General features: G+C 27.9%; 24 protein-coding genes. 22 read left to right on the plus strand and 2 right to left on the minus strand.

Annotated elements, in window-relative coordinates:
- The first annotated feature begins 119 nt into the window (after positions 1-119).
- The 7 genes from ligA to clpX all read left to right on the plus strand — a co-directional run bounded on the left by ligA (position 120) and on the right by clpX (position 8,015).
- On the plus strand, positions 120-2,141 hold the full coding sequence (ligA, locus tag ATCC9714_RS01005) for an NAD-dependent DNA ligase LigA (protein ID WP_057545559.1): 2,022 nt from the start codon (positions 120-122) through the stop codon (positions 2,139-2,141).
- Between the two features lie 148 nt (positions 2,142-2,289).
- Positions 2,290-3,639: a ribonuclease PH gene (gene rph, locus ATCC9714_RS01010; RefSeq protein ID WP_057545560.1), complete on the plus strand. Its 1,350-nt coding sequence runs from the start codon at positions 2,290-2,292 to the stop codon at positions 3,637-3,639.
- Positions 3,639-4,109: a metallophosphoesterase gene (locus tag ATCC9714_RS01015; protein ID WP_021126655.1), complete on the plus strand. Its 471-nt coding sequence runs from the start codon at positions 3,639-3,641 to the stop codon at positions 4,107-4,109. The genes rph and ATCC9714_RS01015 overlap by 1 nt, the downstream gene beginning before the upstream one ends.
- Before the next feature lie 22 nt (positions 4,110-4,131).
- Positions 4,132-4,653: a DUF2179 domain-containing protein gene (locus tag ATCC9714_RS01020; protein ID WP_021130195.1), complete on the plus strand. Its 522-nt coding sequence runs from the start codon at positions 4,132-4,134 to the stop codon at positions 4,651-4,653.
- A 142-nt stretch (positions 4,654-4,795) separates the two neighbouring features.
- Complete coding sequence (tig, locus tag ATCC9714_RS01025; RefSeq protein WP_055330544.1) at positions 4,796-6,079, plus strand: trigger factor; 1,284 nt, start codon at positions 4,796-4,798, stop codon at positions 6,077-6,079.
- Positions 6,080-6,162: 83 nt separating this feature from the next.
- Positions 6,163-6,747: an ATP-dependent Clp endopeptidase proteolytic subunit ClpP gene (clpP, locus tag ATCC9714_RS01030; RefSeq protein ID WP_021130193.1), complete on the plus strand. Its 585-nt coding sequence runs from the start codon at positions 6,163-6,165 to the stop codon at positions 6,745-6,747.
- Between the two features lie 17 nt (positions 6,748-6,764).
- Positions 6,765-8,015 carry an ATP-dependent Clp protease ATP-binding subunit ClpX gene (gene clpX / locus ATCC9714_RS01035; RefSeq protein WP_021130192.1) on the plus strand — a complete coding sequence of 417 codons (1,251 nt, stop codon included), beginning with the start codon at positions 6,765-6,767 and terminating at the stop codon, positions 8,013-8,015.
- Positions 8,016-8,052: 37 nt separating this feature from the next.
- Here the strand turns inward: clpX and ATCC9714_RS01040 are convergent, their stop codons facing one another.
- Positions 8,053-8,583, minus strand: coding sequence for a chromate transporter (locus ATCC9714_RS01040; RefSeq protein ID WP_055332655.1), 531 nt, complete (start codon positions 8,581-8,583; stop codon positions 8,053-8,055).
- On the minus strand, positions 8,568-9,083 hold the full coding sequence (locus tag ATCC9714_RS01045) for a chromate transporter (protein WP_054629849.1): 516 nt from the start codon (positions 9,081-9,083) through the stop codon (positions 8,568-8,570). Before ATCC9714_RS01045 ends, ATCC9714_RS01040 begins: the two co-directional genes overlap by 16 nt.
- Before the next feature lie 168 nt (positions 9,084-9,251).
- Between ATCC9714_RS01045 and lon the strand changes: the two genes are divergently transcribed.
- The 15 genes from lon (at position 9,252) to ATCC9714_RS01120 (ending at position 25,586) form a co-directional block, all read left to right on the plus strand.
- Positions 9,252-11,609 (plus strand): endopeptidase La, encoded by a 2,358-nt coding sequence (gene lon / locus ATCC9714_RS01050; RefSeq protein WP_057545561.1) that lies wholly within the window; start codon positions 9,252-9,254, stop codon positions 11,607-11,609.
- Complete coding sequence (gene yihA, locus ATCC9714_RS01055; protein ID WP_021126641.1) at positions 11,599-12,210, plus strand: ribosome biogenesis GTP-binding protein YihA/YsxC; 612 nt, start codon at positions 11,599-11,601, stop codon at positions 12,208-12,210. Before lon ends, yihA begins: the two co-directional genes overlap by 11 nt.
- Positions 12,211-12,420: 210 nt before the next feature.
- Positions 12,421-13,503 carry an ATP-binding protein gene (locus ATCC9714_RS01060; protein ID WP_057541050.1) on the plus strand — a complete coding sequence of 361 codons (1,083 nt, stop codon included), beginning with the start codon at positions 12,421-12,423 and terminating at the stop codon, positions 13,501-13,503.
- A 160-nt stretch (positions 13,504-13,663) separates the two neighbouring features.
- The gene (locus ATCC9714_RS01065) at positions 13,664-15,022 is read left to right on the plus strand and encodes a GspE/PulE family protein (RefSeq protein WP_057545562.1); all 1,359 of its coding nucleotides are present in this window, start codon (positions 13,664-13,666) and stop codon (positions 15,020-15,022) included.
- Between the two features lie 4 nt (positions 15,023-15,026).
- Positions 15,027-16,211, plus strand: coding sequence for a type II secretion system F family protein (locus tag ATCC9714_RS01070; RefSeq protein ID WP_057545563.1), 1,185 nt, complete (start codon positions 15,027-15,029; stop codon positions 16,209-16,211).
- A 16-nt stretch (positions 16,212-16,227) separates the two neighbouring features.
- Positions 16,228-16,596 (plus strand): type II secretion system protein, encoded by a 369-nt coding sequence (locus ATCC9714_RS01075; RefSeq protein ID WP_021126634.1) that lies wholly within the window; start codon positions 16,228-16,230, stop codon positions 16,594-16,596.
- 75 nt (positions 16,597-16,671) lie between these two features.
- On the plus strand, positions 16,672-17,436 hold the full coding sequence (locus ATCC9714_RS01080) for a type IV pilus biogenesis protein PilM (protein ID WP_057545564.1): 765 nt from the start codon (positions 16,672-16,674) through the stop codon (positions 17,434-17,436).
- The gene (locus tag ATCC9714_RS01085) at positions 17,436-17,900 is read left to right on the plus strand and encodes a PilN domain-containing protein (protein WP_057545565.1); all 465 of its coding nucleotides are present in this window, start codon (positions 17,436-17,438) and stop codon (positions 17,898-17,900) included. The genes ATCC9714_RS01080 and ATCC9714_RS01085 overlap by 1 nt, the downstream gene beginning before the upstream one ends.
- Positions 17,887-18,315 carry a hypothetical protein gene (locus tag ATCC9714_RS01090; RefSeq protein ID WP_021126630.1) on the plus strand — a complete coding sequence of 143 codons (429 nt, stop codon included), beginning with the start codon at positions 17,887-17,889 and terminating at the stop codon, positions 18,313-18,315. Before ATCC9714_RS01085 ends, ATCC9714_RS01090 begins: the two co-directional genes overlap by 14 nt.
- A 74-nt stretch (positions 18,316-18,389) precedes the next feature.
- A complete protein-coding gene (locus ATCC9714_RS01095; protein ID WP_057545566.1) occupies positions 18,390-19,064 on the plus strand; it encodes a hypothetical protein in 675 nt (224 codons plus the stop codon).
- Positions 19,065-19,139: 75 nt separating this feature from the next.
- On the plus strand, positions 19,140-20,177 hold the full coding sequence (locus ATCC9714_RS01100; protein ID WP_021130179.1) for an SEC-C domain-containing protein: 1,038 nt from the start codon (positions 19,140-19,142) through the stop codon (positions 20,175-20,177).
- Between the two features lie 41 nt (positions 20,178-20,218).
- Positions 20,219-20,596 (plus strand): hypothetical protein, encoded by a 378-nt coding sequence (locus tag ATCC9714_RS01105; protein WP_021126625.1) that lies wholly within the window; start codon positions 20,219-20,221, stop codon positions 20,594-20,596.
- 92 nt (positions 20,597-20,688) lie between these two features.
- Entirely contained in the window at positions 20,689-22,293 is a 1,605-nt protein-coding gene (locus ATCC9714_RS01110) for an NAD(P)/FAD-dependent oxidoreductase (RefSeq protein WP_057545567.1), read from the plus strand.
- Positions 22,294-22,429: 136 nt separating this feature from the next.
- Complete coding sequence (locus tag ATCC9714_RS01115; RefSeq protein ID WP_057545568.1) at positions 22,430-24,052, plus strand: Na/Pi cotransporter family protein; 1,623 nt, start codon at positions 22,430-22,432, stop codon at positions 24,050-24,052.
- Between the two features lie 184 nt (positions 24,053-24,236).
- The gene (locus ATCC9714_RS01120) at positions 24,237-25,586 is read left to right on the plus strand and encodes a glucose-6-phosphate isomerase (protein WP_057545569.1); all 1,350 of its coding nucleotides are present in this window, start codon (positions 24,237-24,239) and stop codon (positions 25,584-25,586) included.
- Positions 25,587-25,640 lie beyond the last annotated feature (54 nt).

Below are 25,640 nucleotides of genomic sequence, written 5' to 3' on the forward strand. Positions count from 1 at the left end.
GGGATGATTAGATAGGATATAATAAATTAAAAAAACAAATTATGATATACTTAATGTGATATTATATATTAATTAAGTAAAACTAAAGATGAATATAATTTTATAAAAGAGGTGAAAAAATGGATGTTAAAAAGAAGATGGATGAACTAATAGATTTAATAAATTATCATAGTAATAAATATTATAATGAAGATACGCCAGAGATTTCAGATTTTGAATATGATAACCTTATGAAAGAGCTTATGAAGATAGAGACGGAACATCCAGAATTGAAAAGAGAGGATTCTCCAAGTACAAGAGTAGGTGGGAAGCCACTAGATAAGTTTAATCAAGTGACTCATAAAATACCTATGCTAAGTCTGTCTAATGCATACTCAGCTCAAGATTTAAGAGACTTTGATAAAAGAGTTAGAGAGTCTGTAAATAAAGATGTAGAATATGTAGTTGAATTTAAAATAGATGGGTTATCAGTAGGTTTGACTTATGTTGATGGAGTTTTTAAAACAGGAGCTACAAGGGGAAATGGGGTTATAGGAGAAGATATAACTCAAAACTTAAAAACAGTAAAAACAATACCTCTGAAAATTGATGATAAAGAAGAAATAATTGTAAGAGGAGAAGTATACATATCTAAGGAAAATTTTGAAAAGATAAATGAGCAACAAGAAGAAAATGGATTACAATTATTTGCAAATCCAAGAAATTTAGCAGCGGGAACTCTAAGACAATTAGACTCTAAATTAACAGCAAAGAGACCTTTAGATATTTTTATATTTAATTTAGAATATATGCAAAATGAAAAATTTAAAACACATAGTCAATCTTTAGAGTATTTAAGTAATCTAGGATTTAAAGTTAGTCCAAACTTTAAGATATGTAAAACTATAGAAGATGTTATTGAACACATAGAATATTGGACTGTTAATAGATCAGATCTTTCTTTTGAAATAGATGGAATGGTTATAAAAGTAAATGATTTAGAAGAAAGAGAACAAATGGGATATACTGCAAAAAGTCCAAGATGGGCTATAGCGTATAAGTTTCCTGCAGAACAGAAAAAAACTAAGCTTAAAGATATTATTGTGGAAGTTGGTAGAACAGGAACAATAACTCCAACTGCAATACTAGAACCTGTTAGATTAGCTGGGACTGTAGTTGCTCGTGCAACCCTACATAATGAAGATTACATAAATGAAAAAGATATAAGAATAGGGGATACAGTTTTAGTTCAAAAAGCTGGAGATATAATTCCTCAAGTTGTAGAAGTAATTAAAGAAGATCGTACTGGAGATGAGGTTAAATTTCATATGCCTGAAAAGTGTCCTGTATGTCATGAACCAACAGTAAGATTAGAGGGAGAGGCAGCTGTAAAATGTATAAACATGAGTTGTCCAGCTCAAATAAGAAGAGGAATAATACATTTTGCATCAAGAGATGCAATGAATATTGATGGACTAGGTGAATCTATAATTAGTTTACTTCTTGATAATAAAATAATAAAAGATGTAGCTGATTTATATTATATAAAAAAAGAAGATATAGTTAACTTAGAAAGATTAGGAGAAAAATCTGCCACAAATTTAATTAATGCTATAGAAAAATCTAAAAATAATGACTTATATAGATTAATAAATGGATTAGGTATTAAGTATATAGGTGTTAAAGGCGCTAAAGTACTGGCTAAAAGCTTCAAAAGTCTAGATGATATAATAAATTCAAGTATAGAAGAGTTAACTAATCTAGAAGAATTTGGAGAAGTAATGGCAGATAGTGTTGTTGAGTTTTTCAAGGAAGATAAAAATATCGTAGTAATAAATAAATTAAAAGAGGTTGGTGTTAATACACTATCTTCAAATTCTGAAGATAATGGGTTAGCAAATATTTTTGATAAAATGAAAATTGTTTTAACAGGAACATTACCTACTTTAAAAAGAAATGATGCTAAAGAACTTATTGAAGCAAGAGGTGGAAAAGCTACTTCAAGTGTTAGTAAGTCTACAACTTTTGTATTGGCAGGTGAAGAGGCTGGTTCAAAACTTACAAAAGCTAATGAATTAGGCGTAACTGTAATTGATGAAGCTAAGTTTTTGGAACTTTTAAACTTAAATTCAAAAGAAGAAGTAGAAATGATGATAAAGTAAGAAATGTAGGGGAAATTATCTTAATAAATACCTACTAATTAGTATAAAATGATGCTAATATATTATAGTAAATAGATTGCCAAAATAAGGTTCGGAAAATTTGAAAAATACTAATTTGCTATAAAAATATTTAAGAGAGGTAATATATATGACAAGAATTGATAATAGAAAAAATGATGAGATAAGACCAGTAAAGATAACTAGAAACTTTACTAGATATGCAGAAGGTTCTGTTTTGATAGAAATGGGAGAAACTAAAGTTATATGTACAGCATCTATAGAAGACAAAGTACCTCCATTTTTAAGAAATAGTGGAACAGGGTGGATTAATGCAGAGTACTCTATGTTGCCTAGATCAACTCACCAAAGAAAAATAAGGGAATCATCAAGAGGAAAAATTGATGGAAGAACTCAAGAAATACAAAGATTAATAGGAAGAGCTATAAGATCTGTAGTTGATTTATCAAAACTAGGGGAGAGAACTATATGGGTAGACTGTGATGTTATCCAAGCTGATGGAGGAACAAGAACTGCATCTATAACAGGTGCTTTTGTTGCTGTAGCAGATGCTTTATATTCTTTATATGAGAATAAACAAATAAAAACTTTACCTATAAGAAACTTTGTATCAGCTATAAGTGTAGGTATAGTAAATGGAGAACATATTCTAGACTTATGTTATGAAGAAGATTCTAATGCACATGTAGATATGAATGTAATAATGACTGATAAAGGCGAATTTGTAGAAGTTCAAGGTACAGGAGAAGAGTCACCATTTAGTAGAAATGATTTAAATGTATTACTTGAGCTTGGAGAAAAGGGGAATAAAGAACTTATAAAGGCTCAAAGAAAAGCATTAGGTAAAATAGCAGTAGAAGTTTTAGGAGAAGAAGAGCCTAATGAAATTGTTATAGCAACAAACAACGCTCATAAATTAGAAGAAATTTCAGCTATATTAACAGATTTTAAATGCGATATATATTCTCTTAAAGATGTTGATTTAGATGGAATAGAGATTGTTGAAGATGGCCATACATTTGAACACAATGCATTAATAAAAGCTAGAACTGTTGCAAAAGCTACGAATATGGTAGCTATAGCCGATGACTCAGGTTTAGAAGTTGATGCATTAGGTAAAAAGCCAGGAATTTATTCTGCTAGATATGCAGGAGAAAATGCTACAGATGAGCAAAACAGAGAAAAGCTTATAAAGGCTATGAAAAATGTTCCTATGAGCCAGAGAACAGGAAGATTTGTATCAGCAATTGCAGTTGTATTCCCAAGTGGAAAAGAATTTGTAGTAAGAGGAACTTGCGAAGGTATGATTGGATTTGAAGAAAAGGGAAATAATGGATTTGGATATGACCCATTATTTATAGTAGACAATTACAATAAGACATTCGGAGAGCTTCCAAGCTCAATAAAAAATGCTATAAGTCATAGAGCAAATTCATTAAAACTTATGAGAGATGAGTTTGAAAAAAGGATATCAAGATAATGAAAATTGGGGTAATAAGTGATACTCATAGAATGACTAGATTTATTGATAAAGCAATACCATATTTAAAAGAATGTGATTTAATCATACATGCAGGAGATAATGTTATAGATTCTAAATATATTCATAAAATGACTAAAGTTGGAATGATGGCAGTTAGAGGCAATTGTGATTTTGAAGATATTGAAGATGAGCTAGAGTTTGATATAGAGGGTAAAAATGTATTTTTATGTCATGGTGATAAGTATGGAGTTAAATATAATTTATATCAACTAGAAAAAAAGGCTAAAGAAGTAAATGCAGATATTGTGGTTTTTGGTCATACACATACTCCTTTAGTTAAAGAAAAAGATAATATATTATATTTGAATCCAGGAAGTATTTCGATTCCAAGAGGTGTAGATTATAGGAGTTTTATTATTTTAGATATAAATGATGGTAAAGTGAGTATTAATGAAATAAGGGTATAATATTATTAGGGGGATTATGTAAATGGAATTTGTTTTGGGGTACTTGCTTATATTTTGCGCTAAATGTGCAGATGTTACATTAGCTACAATTAGAACTATCTTTGTTGTAAAAGGAAAGAAAAAACTTGCATTTTGTGTAGGATTTCTTGAAATTTTAATATATCTGTTTGCAATGGATAAAGTATTAGGCGATATGGGCGATACTATAAAGGTAATTTCATATGCACTTGGATTTGCAACAGGAAATGTAGTTGGAATTACATTAGAAGAAAAGTTAGCAATAGGACTTATAACTGCACAAATATTTACTGGCGAAGATGTAGATGATTTTGCAGAATATTTAAGATATAATGGCTTTGGAGTAACTGTTATAGAGGGGAAAGGTAGAGAGGGTATCAAGTATATACTACAAGTAGTACTAGATAGAAAGCACCTTCATAATTTCCAAAATACTATAAATGAGTATGATTCTAGGGCATTTGTAGCTGTATCTGAAATAAAGAATGTTAGAGGTGGATATTTCGGTCGAAATGCCATGAAATAAGGCATTTTTCGGAGTTACTTCGTATTAATGGAACACTTGTAAATAAAAAAAAGAATGTGTTATAATAAAATAGTAAAATTATAGTAACGAAATCTATTATACTATATATAAAGAATACATAATCAATAGGAGGATTAAAATAATGAAAGCAGAATTACTTAAGAAAGAAGGTAACCAAGTTACTTTTAAAATAACAGTTGATAATGATAAATTTGAAGGTGCGGTAACAAAAGCTTACAATAAAAATAAAGGAAAATTCAATATACCAGGATTTAGAAAAGGTAAAGCTCCTAAGCAAATAATAGAATCTCAATATGGAAAAGGAGTATTCTACAACGATGCTATAGACATGTTATTCCCGGAAATATATCCAAAAGCTTTAGATGAGTTAGATATAGATCCAATAGCTAGACCTGACTTAGATATAGAAGAAATAAGTAAAGATAACGGATTAGTAATGGTTGTAAACGTAGAAGTTAAGCCAGAAGTTAATCTTGGTGAATACAAAGGTATAGAAATAGCAAAACCTGACTATACTGTAAATGAAGATGAAGTAAATTTAAGATTAGAAGAAATGAGAAATAAAGCTTCTAGATTAGTAGATGTTGAAAGAGCTATAGAAAACGGAGATAATACTGTTATAGACTTCGAAGGATTTGTAGATGGAGTTGCTTTTGAAGGTGGAAAAGGAGAAGACTATAGCTTAGTTATAGGATCAAACACATTCATACCTGGATTTGAAGAGCAATTAGTAGGTAAAAACAAAGGTGAAGAAGTAGAAGTTAACGTAGAATTCCCAGCTGAATACCATGCTGAAAACTTAGCAGGAAAGCCAGCAACTTTCAAAGTTACTGTAAAGAATGTTCAAAAGAAAGAATTACCAGAGTTAAATGACGAGTTTGCAGCAGATACAACTGAATTTAATACTTTAGAAGAATTAAAGAAAGACTTAAAAGCTAAAGTAGAAGAAGAAGCTAAAAATAGAGCAGATGCTGAAATGAAAAACTCTTTAGTTGAAAAAGTATCTGAAGGTACTGAATTAGAAGTTCCAGAAGCTATGGTTGAAACTCAAATAGATAATATGTTAATGGAACTTAATTATCAATTACAATACCAAGGATTACAGTTAGAGCAATTATTACAAATGACTGGAAGAACAATAGAAGAATTAAGAAATGAAAAAAGAGAAGAAGCTACTAAATTAGTTAAGTCATCTTTAATATTAGAAGCAATAGCTAAAGCTGAAAACGTAGAAGTTTCAGAAGAAGAAGTTAATGCTGAAGTTGAAAAAATGGCAAAAATGTATAATATGGAAGCTGATAAAATAAAATCAATGATGAAAGCAACTGACTTAGAAGATATAAAAGGTCAATTAAAAATAAGAAAAACAATAGATTTATTAGTTGATAGTGCTAAATTAGTTTAATCATTATAAGTATATTTCATACAGTAGCTGTTACAGCTACTGTATATTATATATATAGATAATTATGATAGGGGGTATAATCCATGGCATTAGTACCTGTAGTAGTAGAACAAACAGGAAGAGGAGAAAGATCTTACGATATATATTCAAAACTTCTAAAAGATAGAATAATATTTTTGGGTGATGAAGTAAACGATGCTACAGCAGGACTTGTAGTAGCTCAATTGTTATTCCTAGAAGGAGAAGACCCAGATAAAGATATACATTTATATATAAATTCTCCAGGAGGAAGTATAACAGCTGGTATGGCTATATATGACACTATGCAATATATAAAACCAGATGTTTCTACGATATGTATAGGAATGGCTGCATCTATGGGAGCATTTTTATTAGCAGCAGGAGAAAAAGGAAAAAGATTTGCACTTCCAAACAGCGAAATAATGATACATCAACCACTAGGAGGAACTAGAGGGCAAGCAACAGATATAGAGATACATGCAAAAAGAATAGTTAATATGAAACACAAATTAAATTCTATATTAGCTGAAAGAACTGGTCAGCCTATAGAAAAAATTCAAGTTGATACTGAACGTGATAACTTCATGAGTGCTGAAGAAGCTATGAAATATGGCTTAATTGATGAAGTGATTACTAAAAGACCGTAGAAAAGAGAGGTGTTAATATGTCAAAATATGAAGATAAGAGACAATTAAAATGTTCATTCTGCGGTAAAAACCAGGAACAAGTAAGAAGACTTATTGCAGGGCCAAATGTATATATATGTGATGAATGTGTTGAATTATGTGATGAAATAATTCAAGAGGAAGTAGAAGAAATTACAGAGGAAGAAGCTATAAATCTTCCAAAACCAAAAGAAATGATGAATACTCTAAACGATTATGTTATCGGGCAAGAAAAAGCTAAGAAAGCTTTATCTGTAGCTGTATATAATCATTACAAAAGAATTTATGGAAAAAATAAAGGATCTAATAAAGATGTTGAAATTCAAAAGAGTAACATATTATTATTAGGACCTACTGGATCAGGAAAAACACTTCTTGCTCAAACTCTAGCAAAAACACTTAATGTACCATTTGCAATGGCAGATGCTACATCTTTAACTGAAGCTGGATATGTTGGGGAAGACGTTGAAAATATATTATTAAAGCTTATACAATCAGCTGACTTTGATATAGAAAAAGCTGAAAGAGGTATAATATACATAGATGAGATTGATAAGATAGCTAGAAAATCTGAAAATCCATCTATAACAAGAGATGTAAGTGGTGAAGGTGTTCAACAAGCATTACTTAAAATCTTAGAAGGAACTGTTGCTAATGTTCCACCTCAAGGAGGAAGAAAACATCCTCATCAAGAGTTTTTAAAACTAGATACAACTAATATATTATTTATATTAGGAGGAGCTTTCGATGGAATAGAAAAAATAATCCAAAGAAGAGGCGGAGAAAAAACATTAGGATTTGGGGCTAAAATAGAGAGTAAAAAAGACGTTGATCTTGGCAAAATATATGCACAAGTTCAAACAGAAGATTTACTTAAGTTTGGTATAATACCAGAGTTTATAGGTAGAATACCAGTGGTTGCAACCCTTGATTTATTAGATGAAGACGCTTTAGTAAGTATCTTAAAAGAGCCTAAGAATTCTTTAGTAAAACAATTCCAAAAACTTTTTGAGTTAGATGGAGTAGAGTTAGAATTTGAAGATGCAGCTCTTAGAGCTATAGCTAAAAAAGCTATTGAAAGAAATACTGGAGCAAGAGGTCTAAGAAGTATTGTTGAAAATATAATGATGGATATAATGTATGAAATTCCATCTAGAGATGATATAAAGAAAATTATATTAACAGAAGCATGTGTGAAAGAAGAAGCTGAACCTGTAGTTGTTTTAAAAGGTGAAGAAGAAAGTGCATAATAAAAGGAGCTATTAAGCTCCTTTTTGATTTGAAAAATTAATGTAAAAATGATAGTATTAATCCAATACAACCATATATAAAAACGGCAGATATAGAACCGATTTTCTTTGTATATAAAAGGTAGAAGGCAGATGAAAATGCAATTATTTCATATAACCCCCAATGTATATCTAAAGCAGATGAATATACTGCAGCTAATATGAACCCTAGGGTTATTGGTTGTAAAACAGAAAGTACTCTTGATACTTTTTCATTTTCCTTAAATTTATCAAACAGTTTAGCGATTATAGTAAGGCCTAAGACTGAAAAAATAACAACACCTATACTAGAAGCTAAAGAACCCCAGAATCCAGACACCTTGTATCCTATAAATGTAGCACTATTTATAGCTATAGGACCAGGTGTAGACTGAGAAAGCGCTAATAAATCTAAAAACTCTTGGTTGGTGATAAATTTAAATTTATCAATAAATTCCTGTTGAATAAAAGGAAGCATTGCATAGCCACCGCCAAAACTAAAACTTCCAATTTTAAAGAATGTTAGGAAGAGCATTAAGACTTTTGACATAAAGCGTAAACACCTCCTAATATTATTAAATATATTGGGCTTATATTAAGTACACCAACACAAAAGAATGATATAATTAAAAATGATATATTTTTTATAGATTTGGGTAATTTATTAAACATATTTACAAATGAATAAAGTATTAGTGCAATAACTACAGGGCTAACACCTTTAAAGAAGCCACTTAGTATGTTAGAATTTTGGTTATGAAAATAAAAATATGATAAGATTATTACTATAACAAATGATGGAAGTATAGAACCTAATGTACAAACCAATACTCCAGGTATTTTATACAATCTATATCCTAATAATATAGATATATTTGCAGCTAAAACTCCTGGATAACTTTGAGCAATTGATAGATAATCTATAAATTCCTCAGATGATAATAACTTTTGTTTGTTTACAAGTTCATCTTCTATAAGGGGTACCATGGCATAGCCACCGCCAAAGGTAAAGGCACCTATTTTTAAAAAAGTAAAAAAAAGTTTAAGCATAGGATCCTCCGTATTTAAAATTTAGTATACAAGTAATAATATTATAACATAATAGTAATAAATGGATTATAATGATTAAGAAATATCTAATATTATTGAAAATTCAATTATGTAAATATATAATAAATAAAGTGACACAATCTAGCATTTGGAAGGAGTGATGTTAGTATGGAAAAAAACTACACTAAAATAGAACGTGAATTACCGTTAATTCCTTTAAGAGGATTAGCTATTTTCCCATATATGATATTAAGCTTTGATGTAGGTAGAGAAATTTCATTAAAAGCATTAGATGAAGCTATGGCAGACGATGAAATGATATTCTTAACTGCACAGAAAGATTCATCAATAGATAACCCTACAGAAGAGGATTACTATCATACGGGGACTATATGTAAAGTAAAACAACTAGTAAAATTACCAGGAGAAGGGGTTAGAGTATTAGTTGAAGGGATATCAAGAGGAACTATAACTGAATTTATGCAAGAAGAGCCTTATATAAAGGTAGCTATAGAAGAAATAGTTTATGATACTGATAGCATAAATGAAGACAAAGAAGTACAAGCGACAGTTAGAAATGTTTTTGATGCCTTTGAAGAATATATAAATATAAGCAATAGAGTATCGCCTGAAATACTTATAAATTTAGCTGAAATGGATAATGAGAATAGATTTATAGATACTATAGCAGCAAATATGTTCTTAAAACCTGAACAAAAACAAGCAATTTTAGATGAATTTGATATTCAAGAGAGATTAGAGTTAATATTAAAGACACTTTTAGAAGAAATTGAGCTTTTAAAGATAGAAAAGAAAATAGCTTTAAAAGTAAAGAAAAGCATGAATAAAGTTCAAAAAGAATACTATCTTAGAGAACAATTGAAAGCTATTCAAAAAGAATTAGGAGAAGAAGAAGACTTAGATTCTGAGGTTGAAACATATAAAAAACAACTTAAGAAGATAAAGGCTTCCAAGGAAACTAAAGAGAAGATATCTAAGGAAATAGATAAATTTTCAAAAATATCACCTATGGCGCCTGATTCTACTGTAAGTAGAAACTATCTAGATACTATTTTCTCGCTACCTTGGAATAAGGAAAGCAAAGACAAGCTAGATATAAAAAGAGCAGAAGAAATCTTAAATAACGAACATTATGGATTAGATAAAGTTAAAGAAAGAATAATAGAGTATCTAGCAATAAGACAATTATCTAGTAGTTTAAAAGGACCTATACTTTGTTTGGTAGGACCTCCAGGTGTTGGTAAAACATCTATAGCTAAATCTATCGCTAATTCACTAGATAGAAAATTTGTTAGAATTTCGTTAGGTGGAGTTAGAGATGAAGCTGAAATAAGAGGACACAGAAGAACATATGTAGGAGCCATACCAGGTAGAATTATAAATGGACTTAAAGAAGCTAAAACTAAAAATCCTGTATTTTTATTAGATGAAATAGATAAGATGGCATCTGATTTTAAAGGAGACCCTGGATCAGCAATGCTAGAAGTTTTAGATCCAGAACAAAATAAAGATTTTGTAGATCACTATCTTGAAGTTCCTTTTGATTTATCTAAAATACTATTTGTGACTACTGCTAATAGTTTAGGTACTATACCTAGACCATTATTAGATAGAATGGAAATAATAGAAATAACAGGATATATAGAAGAGGAAAAATTAAATATAGCTAAGAAGTACCTATTACCTAAGCAAATAAAAGAACATGCTTTAAAAGAAGGCTTTGTAAAAATAGATGATGAAACTATGATTGAGATAATAAATAGTTACACTAGAGAAGCAGGAGTAAGAGGTCTAGAAAGAACTATAGGAAAGATATGTAGAAAAGCAGCAAGAAAATATGTAGAAGATAATAGCATAGAAGAAATAGTAGTTACTAAATCAGATTTAGAAACATATCTAGGAAAACAAAAAGTTAGACATCAATTAGCAGGTAAAAAACCTGAAGTAGGTGTTGTAACAGGACTTGCTTGGACTTCAGTTGGAGGAGAAACTTTAACTACAGAAGTAAATGTTTTAAAAGGTAAAGGTCAGATTGTTTTAACTGGTAAACTAGGTGATGTTATGAAGGAATCTGCTCAAACAGGTATATCATATATAAGATCTATAGCAGATAAATTTGATATAAATCCAAACTTCTATAAAGAAAATGATATACACATACATTTACCAGAAGGCGCTGTTCCTAAAGATGGACCATCTGCAGGTATAACTATGGCTTTAGGAGTAATATCAGCATTAACTAATATACCGGTTAGAAACAATGTTGCTATGACAGGAGAAATAACTTTAAGAGGTAGAGTTCTTGCTGTTGGTGGAGTTAAAGAGAAGTTACTTGCAGCTCATAGAGCTGGAATAACTAAGGTTTTACTTCCAGAAGAATGTGAAGCAGATTTAGATGAAATACCTCAGAAGGTTAAAGATGATATGGAATTTGTATTAGTAAATCACATGGACCAGGTGTTAGAACATGCATTATTAAGGAATGGTGATAAGAATGAAGATTAGAAGTGCTGAAATTACGATGAGTGCAGTAAATAAAAGTCAATATCCAGCAGAGGGAATACCAGAGATAGCTTTAGTTGGTAGATCAAATGTTGGAAAATCATCAACAGTAAACACTTTATTAAATAGAAGAAACTTTGCAAGAACTAGTCAAACTCCAGGAAAAACTAGAACTATAAATTTTTATTTAATAAATCAGGAGTTTTATTTTGTTGATTTACCAGGTTATGGATATGCAAAGTTATCTAAATCTGAAAAAGAAAAATGGGGAGCTATAATGGAAAGATATTTACAAGAAAGAGATGAATTGTGTGCTATTTGTCTACTTGTAGATATAAGACATGAACCCTCAAATGATGATAAAATGATGTATGATTGGATAAAACACTTTGGATATGATTGTGTTATAGTAGCAACTAAGGCAGATAAAATATCTAGAGGTCAATATCAAAAACATTTTAACATAATAAGAAAAAAATTAGGATTATCTAAAGAAGATAAAATATTCCCAATATCTTCGCTTAAGAAAACAGGTGTAGAAGAATTGTGGAATGAAGTAATAAAACAATACTCTACTAAAGGGTATGAAATAAGAGTTGATTAAAGAAAATGACTAAACTTTTTAAGTTTAGTCATTTTTTTATACATAAGAAATTGCATTTCTTAACACTTATGGCTTGTATATATGTTAAGGAAGTCGTCATTTAAAATATTTATATAAAAATTTTTTTACTAATAATTATTGGACAAACACAAATAATATAATAGATTAATAATTTAATACAGATGATAAAACATGCTTGGAGGGAATTATATGGAAGGTAAAACAAGAAAAATGTTCCCAGGAGGGAATACATCTAAAGGTTTTAAGTCGTTTTTTAATTATGCTATACCTAAAGATGCAAATATAATATTCTGTATGAAAGGTGGTCCAGGAGTAGGGAAATCGTCTTTAATGAAAAAAGTCGCTAAGGAAATGATAGAGAGAGGTTATGATGTAGATTTATATCCTTGCTCTTCAGATCCTGATTCGCTAGATGTTATAGTTATAAAAAAACTGGGAGCAGTTATGTTAGATGCTACAGCTCCACATATAGTAGATCCTAAAAATCCTGGAGCAATAGATGAAATTTTAGATTTAGGGATGTTTTGGAATCGAGAAGGAATAGAGATAAATAGAGATAAAATAGTTGAATGTAATAAAGAGGTAAGTAGATTTTTTAAAGTAGGTTTTAGTTATTTTGAATCAGCGGCGCCTATTGCTTATGAGATACAATCTAAAAATGTAGATTGTATGGATTTTGGAAAAGTGAATTTAGTAACTTCTCAATTAATAGATGATATATTTAAAAATATAAAGCCTAGTGAAAACTATAAAGAAGCTAGACACTTATTTGGAAGTGCATTATCACCTTTAGGACATGTAGAGTTTACAGATACAATATTAGAAGATATAGATAAAGTTTATTATTTAAATGGTAAAATAGGAACAGGAAAGACAACTTTATTAAATAAAGTTGTAAATAAAGCCTTAGAAAATGGACTAGAAGTTGAAGTTTTCCATGCACCTTTACTACCAGAAAAAATAGAAACTATAGTTTTAAAAGATTTAAATATATCAATAACAACAAGTAAATTATTCGAATCGGATAATTTTGAAATTATAGATTTAAATCAATTTTTAGATAAAGATATGCAAGAAAAATATAAAAATGAATTAGAGTTTAGTCAAAATACACTAGATAATTTAGTATCATATGGACTCTTAAATATAAGAAAGGCAAAGGAAGAACATGATAAACTAGAAAAATTTTATATTCCTAATATGAATTTTGAAGAAGTAAATAAGTTAAAAGATTTAATAGTAGATAGAATAATTAAATATGATGAAAATTAACTATATAAAAAAAGAATCCATTAATGGATTCTTTTTTTATATAGTTTTATTAATATGGTATGAAGAACAAGGATAGGTTAATAATTTTAGTTAGTATTTAAAAAATAAAGCTTAAGGGGGTTGAGATAGTATTTTAGTTGAGGATAATAAAGCTCCAGTTATGGTTTCAAAAAAATTAGCTATAAAACATAATGCTATACCAATAGCGATAGAAAATAATAATTTGATAATAGCTATAGCTAAAGAAAATTTTTATGCTGTTGAAGATTTTAAACTTGCAACAGGAAAAAACATAATTTTAAAAATAAGAGATGAAAAAGAAATAAAAAGTGATATAGAAAGATTTTACTCAAAATCTAGTGTGGAAAGCGAAGATTATTCAAAATTGGTATTAAATGAACTGTTAGAAAATGCTTTAGACTTTAACGCTAGTGATATACACATAGAACCTTTTGAAACAAATTTAAGAATAAGAATGAGAATAGATGGATACTTAAAGGAAATCTATAATCATTCTATTAATATGCATATGCAACTAATCACAGTTATAAAACTATTAGCAGGAATTGATATAGCAGAGAGAAGATTACCTCAGGATGGAAGAATAGATAGAAATATAAATGGGAATATTGTTGACCTTAGAATTTCTACAATACCAACTATTTATGGAGAAAAGGTAGTTATAAGACTTTTAAATAGAGATAAATTCATTATAGATAAAAAGGAAATTGGATTTTCAGATATTGCTATAGATAAAGTGGGGAAAATAATAAAAAACATGAGCGGTATTTTATTAATAACAGGACCTACTGGAAGTGGAAAAACAACTACAATGTATTCTATTTTAAATGATTTTAAAAATATGGATAAAAATATAGTTACAATAGAAGATCCAGTAGAATATAAGATAGAAGGTATAAATCAAATACCATTGAATACAAAGATAGGACTTAACTTTGCAAATGGGCTTAGATCTATTTTAAGACAAGATCCAGACATTATTATGGTTGGAGAAATTAGAGATGTAGAGACTGCTCAGATAGCAATGAGAGCTGCTTCCACAGGCCACTTTGTTATAAGTACTATGCATACAAATAATTCAGTAGAAGCCATAAATAGATTACTGGATATGGGTATACCTAGATATTTAATAGCATCTTGTTTAAAAGGAATAATTTCTCAGAGATTGGTTAGGAGAGTATGTAACTATTGTAGTGTAGATATTGATGAAGAAGATAATTTAAAACATACTTTTAAAGCTAAAAGAAAGATAAGTATAGGATGTGAAGACTGTAACAAAACTGGATTTAAGGGAAGAGTAGCTTTAAATGAAATTGTGGAAATAGATAAAAAAATTAGAAGAGCGATAGTAGAATGTAAAAATATAGAAGAAATTTATTCTATGGCTAAAGAAGATAATATGATTACATTTGAAGATAGCTTTAAATACTTATTAAAAGAAAATATAACTACAATAAATGAGTGTTTATTAACTAATTTATTTAGTGAAGTGAGGTGAATTTTTGGCAATATATGAATGCTTAGTATATGATAAAAATGGAGAAAGAAAAAATCTTAGCCTTGAGTTTGATTCTCAAAAAGATTTGAATTTTTATGCTATAGAAAACAAATATAAAATAGTTAGAATAAAAAAGAAAAAAGAATTAAAAAAGCAAAAACTAAAAGATAAAGACCTATCTAATATTTGTGAGCAACTTGGGATATTATTATCATCGGGTTGTGAAATCACTAAATCTTTAAAAACAATTCAATTTAGTTTTAACCATAAATTAAAATCAGATCTAAAAAAAGTAAGTGACAATTTACAAAAAGGAAATTCTATTTCAAGCTCATTCCAAAAGACCAACTCATTTCCAGATTTTTTTATACATATGATAAAAGCTGGAGAAATAAGTGGTAGATTAGATGAAATACTTTTAAGCTTGTCTAAATATTATAAAAAAGAACATGAATTTAAAACAAAATTACTCACATCAATGATATATCCTGCTATATTAACATTCATGCTAATAATGGTAGTTATATTTATGCTAGCTTTTGCAGTTCCTAATTTGAAAGAATCTTTTATAAGCACACACACTCAATTGCCTAATAGTACTAAATTATTAATTGTTATGTCAGACTTAGTAAGATACAATTTTGAAACTCTGATAATCTTAATGATGTTAGGAATTATTTTCTTTTATAATTTAATATCTAAATCAGAAAAAATAAAATATGAATTTGATAAGATGATTTTTGAATTTAAATATACAAAAGAAATTGTACAAGCTATAGAGATAAGTAAATTTACAAGGTGTTTTTATATATTAAATAGTAGTGGAATTCAAATTTTAAACTCATTAGACATATCGACAGATGTTATTAAAAATAAATTTATGTATGAAAAAATGAATATTTCAAAAGAGGTTATACAAAAGGGATATAGCATAACAACTTCGCTAGCAATGTCAAATATATTTCCAAATGTTGTTATAGCTATGATGCAAGTAGGAGAAGAAACAGGGAATTTAGAACAAAGTCTAAAGAATATTAATTCAAATTACGACTCTAATTTAGAAACCCTAGTAAATAGAATTTTGAAAATTGTTGAACCGATAATTATTGTAGTTATAGCTATTTCGGTAGGAGCTATTGTTATATCGATAATGATTCCTATATTTGATGCTATAACTTCACTTAAATAAAATAAGGAGTAAATTTATGAAAAATATAAAGAAAAGAATTAATAAAAAAAGAAGAGGATTTACATTAATTGAATTAGTAATGGTTGTTGCTATTTTAGGTACATTATCAAGTATAGCACTAGTTAAATTTACAGATGTAGGGAAAGAAAGCAAAGTAAATTCTGATTATATAACTGCTAGCAATATTGCTACAGCCACTAAATTAGCAATAAATGATGGAGTATCAGATATAACTTTGGACAAATTATCAAAAGAAGGTTATATAGAGGGGACTCCTAAACCTCAAAGTGAGGAAGGTGGTTTTGTAGTGAGTATAGATGATGGAAATATAAATGTTAAAGTGGGTGAAAAAGTTTTTTATCCTAAAACAGAGACTACACAATAATTTATATTATAAGGAGAGATTTATATTAGTAAATTTTTAGCCATAGAAATAGAAGAAAAACAAATAAAGTTAGCATTGATAGAAAATTATTTTGGAAAGATAAAAGTTAAGTTTACAAAAACATTGGATTGTGAATATATAACAGATATGAATACAGTAACCAATTTTGATCAAGTTAGTAAGGTTATAAAAAATGAAATAAGTACTATGAAGTTATTGTTAAATAAAGTTTCATATACTGTTCAGAATAAATACATAATAAATAGGGATGTAGAAATTATTAATACAAATCATAGACAAGATATATTAGGACTTATAAAATACGAACTTATACAATATATGCCAATTGATATAGAAGAATATATTATAAAGTATAAAGTTTTAGAGATTTTTCCAGAAAAAATCAATGCTCAAGTAATATTAATGCCAAAAACAATAAAAAATAATTACAAAGAATTATCTAAGTACTTAAAATTAAAGCCAATAAAATTAGGTGTTAACTTCAATATTTTACAAAACTTAATAGAAGAAGATATATTAGATATTAATAATGAATTAAATATAATTTTAGATATTAAAAAAGATAGATCAAACTTAAATATTGTAAAAAACAAAAGTATAATAAGATCCCACACAATAAATAATGAAGATATTTTTGATTTCATAGCCAAAAATGTATCTGATGTTAATAATATTTACTATTATGGAATAGAAACTAAAAATGTTATTAATATATTAAATGAAAATTATAAAATAGAAAAATTAAATATTAATAATAGAGATTTTCAAACTCAAGGTGACTTAAATAGATTCATTAGTAATGTGGGGTTGATATATTAATGGATTATATAAAGATATTAAACTTTTTTGACGAAAAAGACTATAAGAGGAAATTAACTATATTTCAGTTAACTTCAATAATAATTATATTTACTGTTATTATAGTTAATTTCAATTTATGGATGAAAGTCAATAAGCAAGAAAATGAAATTAATGAGAGGAAAGATAAATTAAATACAGTACAAGAAATAAGTTATATAGATAATAATAACTTAAAAATAAAAGAATCTTATAGAATAATGGATTTGATAAAACATGTAAATATTTTAACTTTAGAAATAGATGATGGAAAATTAAAGATTAAAGGACAAGCTCAAGATTCAGATCAAATTAAATATTTTACTAATGAGATGAAACAAATTAAAAACTTAAAAAACTGTAATATAGAATCAATAAATCAAGAAGGCGATATATATAAATTTGATATGAGTGCCACTATAGGAGGCAATGATGAAATTCAATAAACTTGATAAACAAAAAATACTGATAGTCTCTATATTAGTTTTTGTATTTTTAAACTTAACAGTTGTATACAAGCCTTTAAAAGATAAGTACCAAAGACAGAAAAATCAACTAAAGATAATTAAAAATTTAGAAAAAGAAAAGTTAGAAAAGAAGAAAGATAAAATAAAAGAAGAAAATATTATTATAAGTTTAGAGTCACACTTTAGAGCAAATTTAAATATAAATTATATAAAGTCAATAGATAAAGATAAAACTAAGGTTGCAGAGATTGGAATAACTGGAGTAAGCAATCTTTTAATAGAGAGAATAAAAAAGTTAGAAAATATAAGTAAAGAAATATACATAGAAGGAATGACTATGAGTAAGATAGAAGAAAATAATTTAGAATGTAGTATGAAATTAAGTATATATTAATTTATAAAAAGGTTTTCCTAAGATCTTGTAGAATAAGGTTATAAAGCATTCTACAGGATTTAAGGGGGATCGACATGTTAAATAATATACTTTATATAAATAACTATATTAATGATTTTGAAAGAGATTTTCTTGAGAACAAAAGCAATAGATATGTAGAGATATGTAAAAAAATTTATGGAGCTAATATAGACGAGCTTAGTATACATATTTGGACATCACATATAATGAATGAATTTAATGAGCGTTTAATTAAAAAAGGATCTAATATAAATGGAATAGAAAAATCATCTAATCAAGTATATGACATGTTAAAATTATATAGAAAAAATATGATTGTATATTCATATTTAAAAGGAGTTATATTTGGAAATAATGAATATAATTTAATTAAAGAGTTTAAAATTATATATGAAAAAATTATGAAAGAAAAAAGTGAGATTAATTTAAGAAAAAAAGATTTGAAAAATTTTGAGGAAGTGGAAAGCTATTTAAATAGTATAAAAATTAAAATTTTGGATACACAGAGTATAAAAACTTTAAATGAGAATATAGAAACTTTTTATTTGAAAAAAATTGAAATAGACATAAAAAATACTAATTTAAACTGTGATAGAGAAAAATTGATTAATATAATAAAAGAGTTAATGATAAATGATGCGATAAATCAATATAATGAAGGTATTTTAGATGGAATTATACATAAAATTAATAAAAAACATTGCAAAAACAATAAAATAGTCTTATAGTATAGAATCATTGAAAAAAAGATGATATAATTATAAATTGTATTTAAATTTAGAAATAAAGGAGTGAAAGTAACAGTGTTAGGGAGAAATGAGTTATGCCCATGCGGAAGTGGGAAGAAATATAAAAAATGCTGTTTAAATAAAGATGTTGTGTCGGAAAGAGCTAGTAGAAAAATTGTACTTTCACAAAAACAATATTCACAACTGTACTCAAAACTGTATGAATATTCAAGACAGGAAAAATTTAATGAAGAGTATAAAAAAGCGCAAGAAATGTTTTATATATTAGATGATGAAAATATAAATAAAAAGTTTGAAAGCTTCTTTAACACATACTTTATACAAGATCATATAATGGAAAATAAAAAAGTTATAACTGTTGACTTTTTTGAAGAAAATAAAAATAACTTAACTAAAACGGAAGTAGATATACTAAAGAGTTTATTTGAATCTTATGTGAGCGTATATGTTATAAAAGAAAAACTAGAAGATAAAATTTTATTAAAAGATGCTATAACTGGAGATGAAATATTCACTGAAGATATAAATCTTTTAAATGGATTTAATCAAGGTGATTGTATAATAGCTAGAATAGTTGAAGTTGGAGGAGCACATTTATTATTAGATGTTACAGTAAGCATATCTGAAGCGGTAAAAGATATAGTAGTAAATGATATTAATCACTTCTTCAATCAATATGAAGATCTATATAAAGATATAAAAACTTTCTTAATATATCATACTCATATATTATATAAGTACATCCAACAATTATTAGATCCAAATATTGCTGAATATCTTAAAAATCAAAAAGTAGTTAATGAAAAGAAACAAGAAGAAATAAAAGAAATGATATCTGAAGATGATTGTAAGGTTTCTACTTTACTTAAAGCTCAAGTTGAAGCAGATATATTACAAAAATGTTTAGATTTCTGGAGCGAGTACAAAGCTAATAATAATGAAATAAAAGGGTCTGAGAACGGATGGGCAGCAGCTGTTGAGTATCACATAAGAAAAGAGAATGGACAAGCTGTAACTCAATCTCAGATATCTAAGAAATATGATATAAGTCCAAGTACTTTAGGTAAGAGACATAAAGACTTAAGAATGTAGTATAAAACTTAATTTTAAAATAAACAGAAAGAGGTATACACATGGGTCTTAATTTAGGAAAATCAATTGCTGTATCAACAAGTTATGTAAAATCTAATCCAGCAGTACCAGTATATAAAGGAGAAGAATCTCCAGAAAATTTATATGCGGTAATATACCATATTGAAATAGGGTATAATGAAAAAAGCTTAGAAAAAGCTATGCAATATATAATAATAGACTATAAAGAGTTTGAATTATGTAAAGAATCTAAAGATGAATTAGTAAATATAGCTAAAGAATACTGTAAACAAAACGGTATAAATGATGATGAGCAAACTCAAATTGAATTACTAGATAATGAAGAGGCAGAGAATTTCTTAGAAAAAGTATTCAATAACATGAAGGTTATAAGAGGGTTAATAACTCAAAGAGATTAAGTAACAATACAATTAGAATTAAAAAATAAAAGCTAGGCCCTATAAAGCCTAGCTTTTATTTTTGATAACAATAAAAAGAAAGGAAGACAACTATGTTAAGAGTTTCTAATATAAAATTAGATATAAATGATAGTCTAGATAACATAAAGAAATTAGTACTTAAGAAACTTAAAGTAAATGAAAATGAATTATTAAGTTATAAAATATACAAAGAATCTATAGATGCTAGAAAAAAGGGAAAAATTGATTTTGTATATACTGTAGATGTAGAACTAAAAAATGAAAAAAACATATTAAAGAAATCTAAAATAAAAGATGTAGTAGAGGTTAAAGAAAAAAAATACTTAGACGTAAAAAGTGGTAGTCAAAAACTAGAAAATAAACCTGTTGTTATAGGTAGTGGACCAGCTGGGTTATTTGCATCTTTAGTATTAGCCCAAAGAGGATATAATCCTATTTTATTAGAGAGGGGATTAGACGTTGATACTAGAACAGAAGACATAAAAAAGTTCTGGGAAAGTGGAAAGTTTAATTCAAAATCAAATGTTCAGTTTGGTGAAGGTGGAGCAGGTACTTTTTCAGATGGAAAGCTTACTACAAGAATAAAAGATATTAGATGTAGAAAAGTTCTTGAAGAGCTTGTAAACTTTGGAGCTCCAGAAGAGATATTATATTCTTATAAGCCGCACGTTGGGACTGATATATTAAAAGAAGTTGTAAAAAACATAAGAAAAGAAATTATTAGACTAGGTGGAGAAGTTAGATTTGGAGCCAAAGTAACAGATATAAAAATCAATAATAATAAAATAGAATCAATAACGATAAACAATGAAGAAAAGATTGATGCTGAAGTAGTTATATTGGCTATAGGGCATAGTGCAAGAGACACTTATAAAATGCTTTATGAAAATGGAGTTAAAATAACACAAAAACCTTTTGCTATAGGAGCAAGAATTGAACATCCACAAGAGATGATAAACAAATCTCAATATAAGGAATTTTACAATCATCCAAGATTAGGAGCAGCTGACTATAGGTTAGTTGAGCATACATCAAATGGGAGAACAATATATACATTCTGTATGTGTCCAGGAGGGACTGTTATAGCTTCAGCTTCAGAAGATGGACAAGTGGTTACAAATGGTATGAGTGAGCATGCTAGAGATAAGGAAAATGCAAACAGTGCTGTATTAGTTAATGTTTTACCTGAAGATTTTGGAAGTGATCATCCATTAGCCGGAGTATCATTCCAAGAAAAATATGAAAGACTAGCCTTTGAATTAGGTGGTAAAAATTATAAAGCGCCTATACAACTAGTAGGAGATTTCTTAAATGACAGAGTAAGTAATAATTTAGGAAGTGTAAATCCATCATATAAACCAGGATATAAATTTGTAGATTTAAGGGATTGTCTACCTGAATTCGTGTGTGAGACTATGAAAGAAGGACTTCTTTTATTAGATAAAAAACTACATGGATTTGCAATGGAGGATGCAGTTTTAACTGGAGTGGAAACTAGATCATCAGCACCTATAAGAATTGTTAGAGATGATGAAACTTTAGAATCTATAAATGTTAAAGACTTTTATCCAAGTGGAGAGGGAGCTGGCTATGCAGGAGGTATAGTAACTGCTGCAGTAGATGGAATAAAATGTGCCGAAAAAATAATTACTAAATATTCTGAAATAAATATTTAACGAAAATTTAATAAAAATTTAATATATTTTTAATATTTAACGCAAATTTAACAAAAATATGTTGCTGGTTTGATAAAATGAATGAGGTGCTATATTTGCAGACTAATTTTATAAATATTTCAAGGAGGAAATGAAATTGGATATAGTAATTAGCCTTATGGGAGGATTGGGTTTATTTCTATATGGAATGAACTTAATGGCAGAAGGTCTTGAGAAATCAGCAGGATCTAGACTTAAAAAGATAGTAGAACTTCTTACTAGTAACATATTTATGGGTGTACTTGTAGGAGCGTTTGTTACAGCAATTATACAAAGTAGTAGTGCAACTACTGTAATGGTAGTTGGGTTTGTTAATGCAGGAATAATGAATTTAACACAAGCAATAGGTGTTATAATGGGGGCTAATATAGGAACTACTATAACAGCTCAGCTTGTATCATTTGATTTAAAAGGACTTGCACCAGTAGCATTAGGTATTGGTATAATTTTATATTTATTTGCTTCTAAGCCAAAAACTAAAAATATAGCAGAAATACTTATAGGATTTGGTATTTTATTTACTGGTATGGATTTTATGAAGGAAGCAGTTGAGCCTTTATCAAAATACCAAGGTTTTACAGATATGTTAGTTACTTTTGGAGATCATCCAATCCTTGGGCTTTTATTAGGATTTGGGATAACTGCAATAGTTCAAAGTTCAAGTGCATCTATGGGTATGCTTATAGCTCTAGCATCACAAGGGTTAATACCATTAAGCGCAGCATTACCTATACTATATGGGCAAAATATAGGTACTTGTGTTACATCATTAATATCAAGTGTTGGGGCGTCTAGTAATGCTAAAAGAGCAGCAGTAATGCACTTAATATTTAATGTTTTAGGAACTTTAGTATTCTTAATATTCTTAAATAAGCCAGTTGTTAGTATAGTAACTAGCATGGATCCAGGAGATGTTGCAAGACAATTAGCAAATACACATACATTATTTAATATAGTATCAGTTGTAATTTTATTACCATTTAGCAAGTTTATAATAAAACTTGCAGTAAAACTTGTACCTGAGAAACATACAGATGATGATGATCATAAGGCTATAAAATATCTTGACGAAAGAATGGTTGAAACTCCATCTATAGCTGTTGCAAGTACAGTAAAAGAAACTTTAAGAATGGGTAAAAAAGCTAAAGAAAGTTTAACTTATGCAATAGATGGTTTTGTTGAGAAATCACAAGAAAAAGTTGATAAATCATTTAAAAGAGAAAAGACTGTAAATGAATTACAAAAGGGAATATTAAATTATTTATTAAAATTATCAAAGGCTAATTTAGATGATGATTCTAGAGATATAGTAGATTCACTATTTAACACTGTTAATGATATAGAGAGAATTGGAGATCATGCAGAAAATATAGCTGAGTTAGCACAAGATATAATAAATTCTGATTTCAAATTATCAGGACAAGGAACAGAAGAGGTTAAAGAACTTTATAATAAAGTTATAGCTACATATTCATATGCTCTTGAAGCTATGAAAAATTATGATGTAGACTTAGCATGTAGAGTTATAAAAATGGAAGAACAAGTAGACATGATGGAAAAATCGTGCAGAGCTAACCATATGCATAGATTGAATAATAATTTATGTGATATAGATACAGGTGTTATATTCTTAGATTTAATATCTAATTTAGAAAGAGTATCTGATCATGCAGTAAATATAGCTCAACAAGTTATAGCTAATAAATTAGATTCAAAATAATATTGATATAAAATATATAGAACTCCTGTATAAAATACAGGAGTTTTTTTGTATATAAAAATATTTAAAGGCAAATATTAAAATTAAATTAAAAAAATATTTATAATTAATTGGAAAAAAATAATATTGTTTGATATAATTTTTAGTGTAAAACAAACTTTTAACAATAAGGAAGGGGTAAACTATGAACAAGTTAAATTTTGATTATAGTAACTCTATTGGTTTCTTCAATCAACAAGAAATCGATTGTATGAGTGAATATGTGAAAGTTGCACATAATATGATACATAATAAAACAGGAGAGGGTAACGATTTCTTAGGATGGGTTAACTTACCTGAAAACTATGATAAAGAAGAATTTAATAGAATAAAAAAAGCTGCTCAAAAAATACAACAAGATTCAGATGTATTATTAGTTATAGGAATTGGTGGATCTTACTTAGGTGCCAGAGCTACAATAGAAACATTAGGACATTCTTTTAGAAATAATCTAACTAAAGGAGAAAGAAAATCGCCTGAAGTTTATTTTGTAGGTCAAAATATAAGCTCTACTTATATGCTTGACTTATTAGATGTTATAAAAGATAAAGATGTATCTATAAATGTTATATCTAAATCAGGAACAACTACAGAACCTGCTATAGCATTTAGAGTATTTAAAGATTTCTTAGAAAAAAAATATGGAAAAGAAGAAGCTAGCAAAAGAATATATGCAACAACTGATGCTAAAAAAGGTGCATTAAGAACATTAGCTGAAGAAGAAGGATATGAAACTTTTGTTATACCTGATGATGTAGGTGGACGATTCTCAGTTCTAACTCCAGTTGGATTATTACCAATAGCTGCATGTGGAATAGATATAGATGCCATAATGCAAGGAGCTAAAGATTCTATGGATGATTTTTCAAATCCTGAATTATCTAAAAACTATAGTTATCAATATGCTGTAGTTAGAAATATACTTCATAGAAAAGGTAAAGATGTAGAACTTATGGTTAACTATGAGCCAAGCTTACACTATGTAGGTGAATGGTGGAAGCAACTATATGGAGAAAGTGAAGGTAAGGATAATAAAGGTATATATCCTGCTTCAGTAGACTTCTCTACAGACTTACATTCTATGGGTCAATACATACAAGAAGGTAAAAGAATATTATTTGAAACAGTTTTAAATGTTGAAAAACCTAGAAGAGAAATAACTATAAATGAAGAAAAGATAGATTTAGATGGATTAAACTATTTAGCAAATAAAACAGTTGATTTTGTAAATAAAAAAGCATTCCAAGGTACATTATTAGCTCATACAGATGGATCAGTTCCAAATTTAGTAGTTAACATACCAACATTAGATGAGTATAACTTTGGATACTTAGTATATTTCTTTGAAAAAGCATGTGCTTTAAGTGGATATATATTAGGAGTAAATCCATTTAATCAACCAGGAGTAGAAGCTTATAAGAAAAATATGTTTGCATTACTAGGTAAGCCAGGATTTGAAAAAGAGAAAGAAGAATTAGAGAAAAGATTAAAATAATTAAGGTTTACTTAAGGATATTAATATAAAATAAACACTATATAGAAGATACTC

This window comes from Paraclostridium sordellii (assembly GCF_000953675.1).
Lineage (GTDB): Bacteria > Bacillota > Clostridia > Peptostreptococcales > Peptostreptococcaceae > Paraclostridium > Paraclostridium sordellii.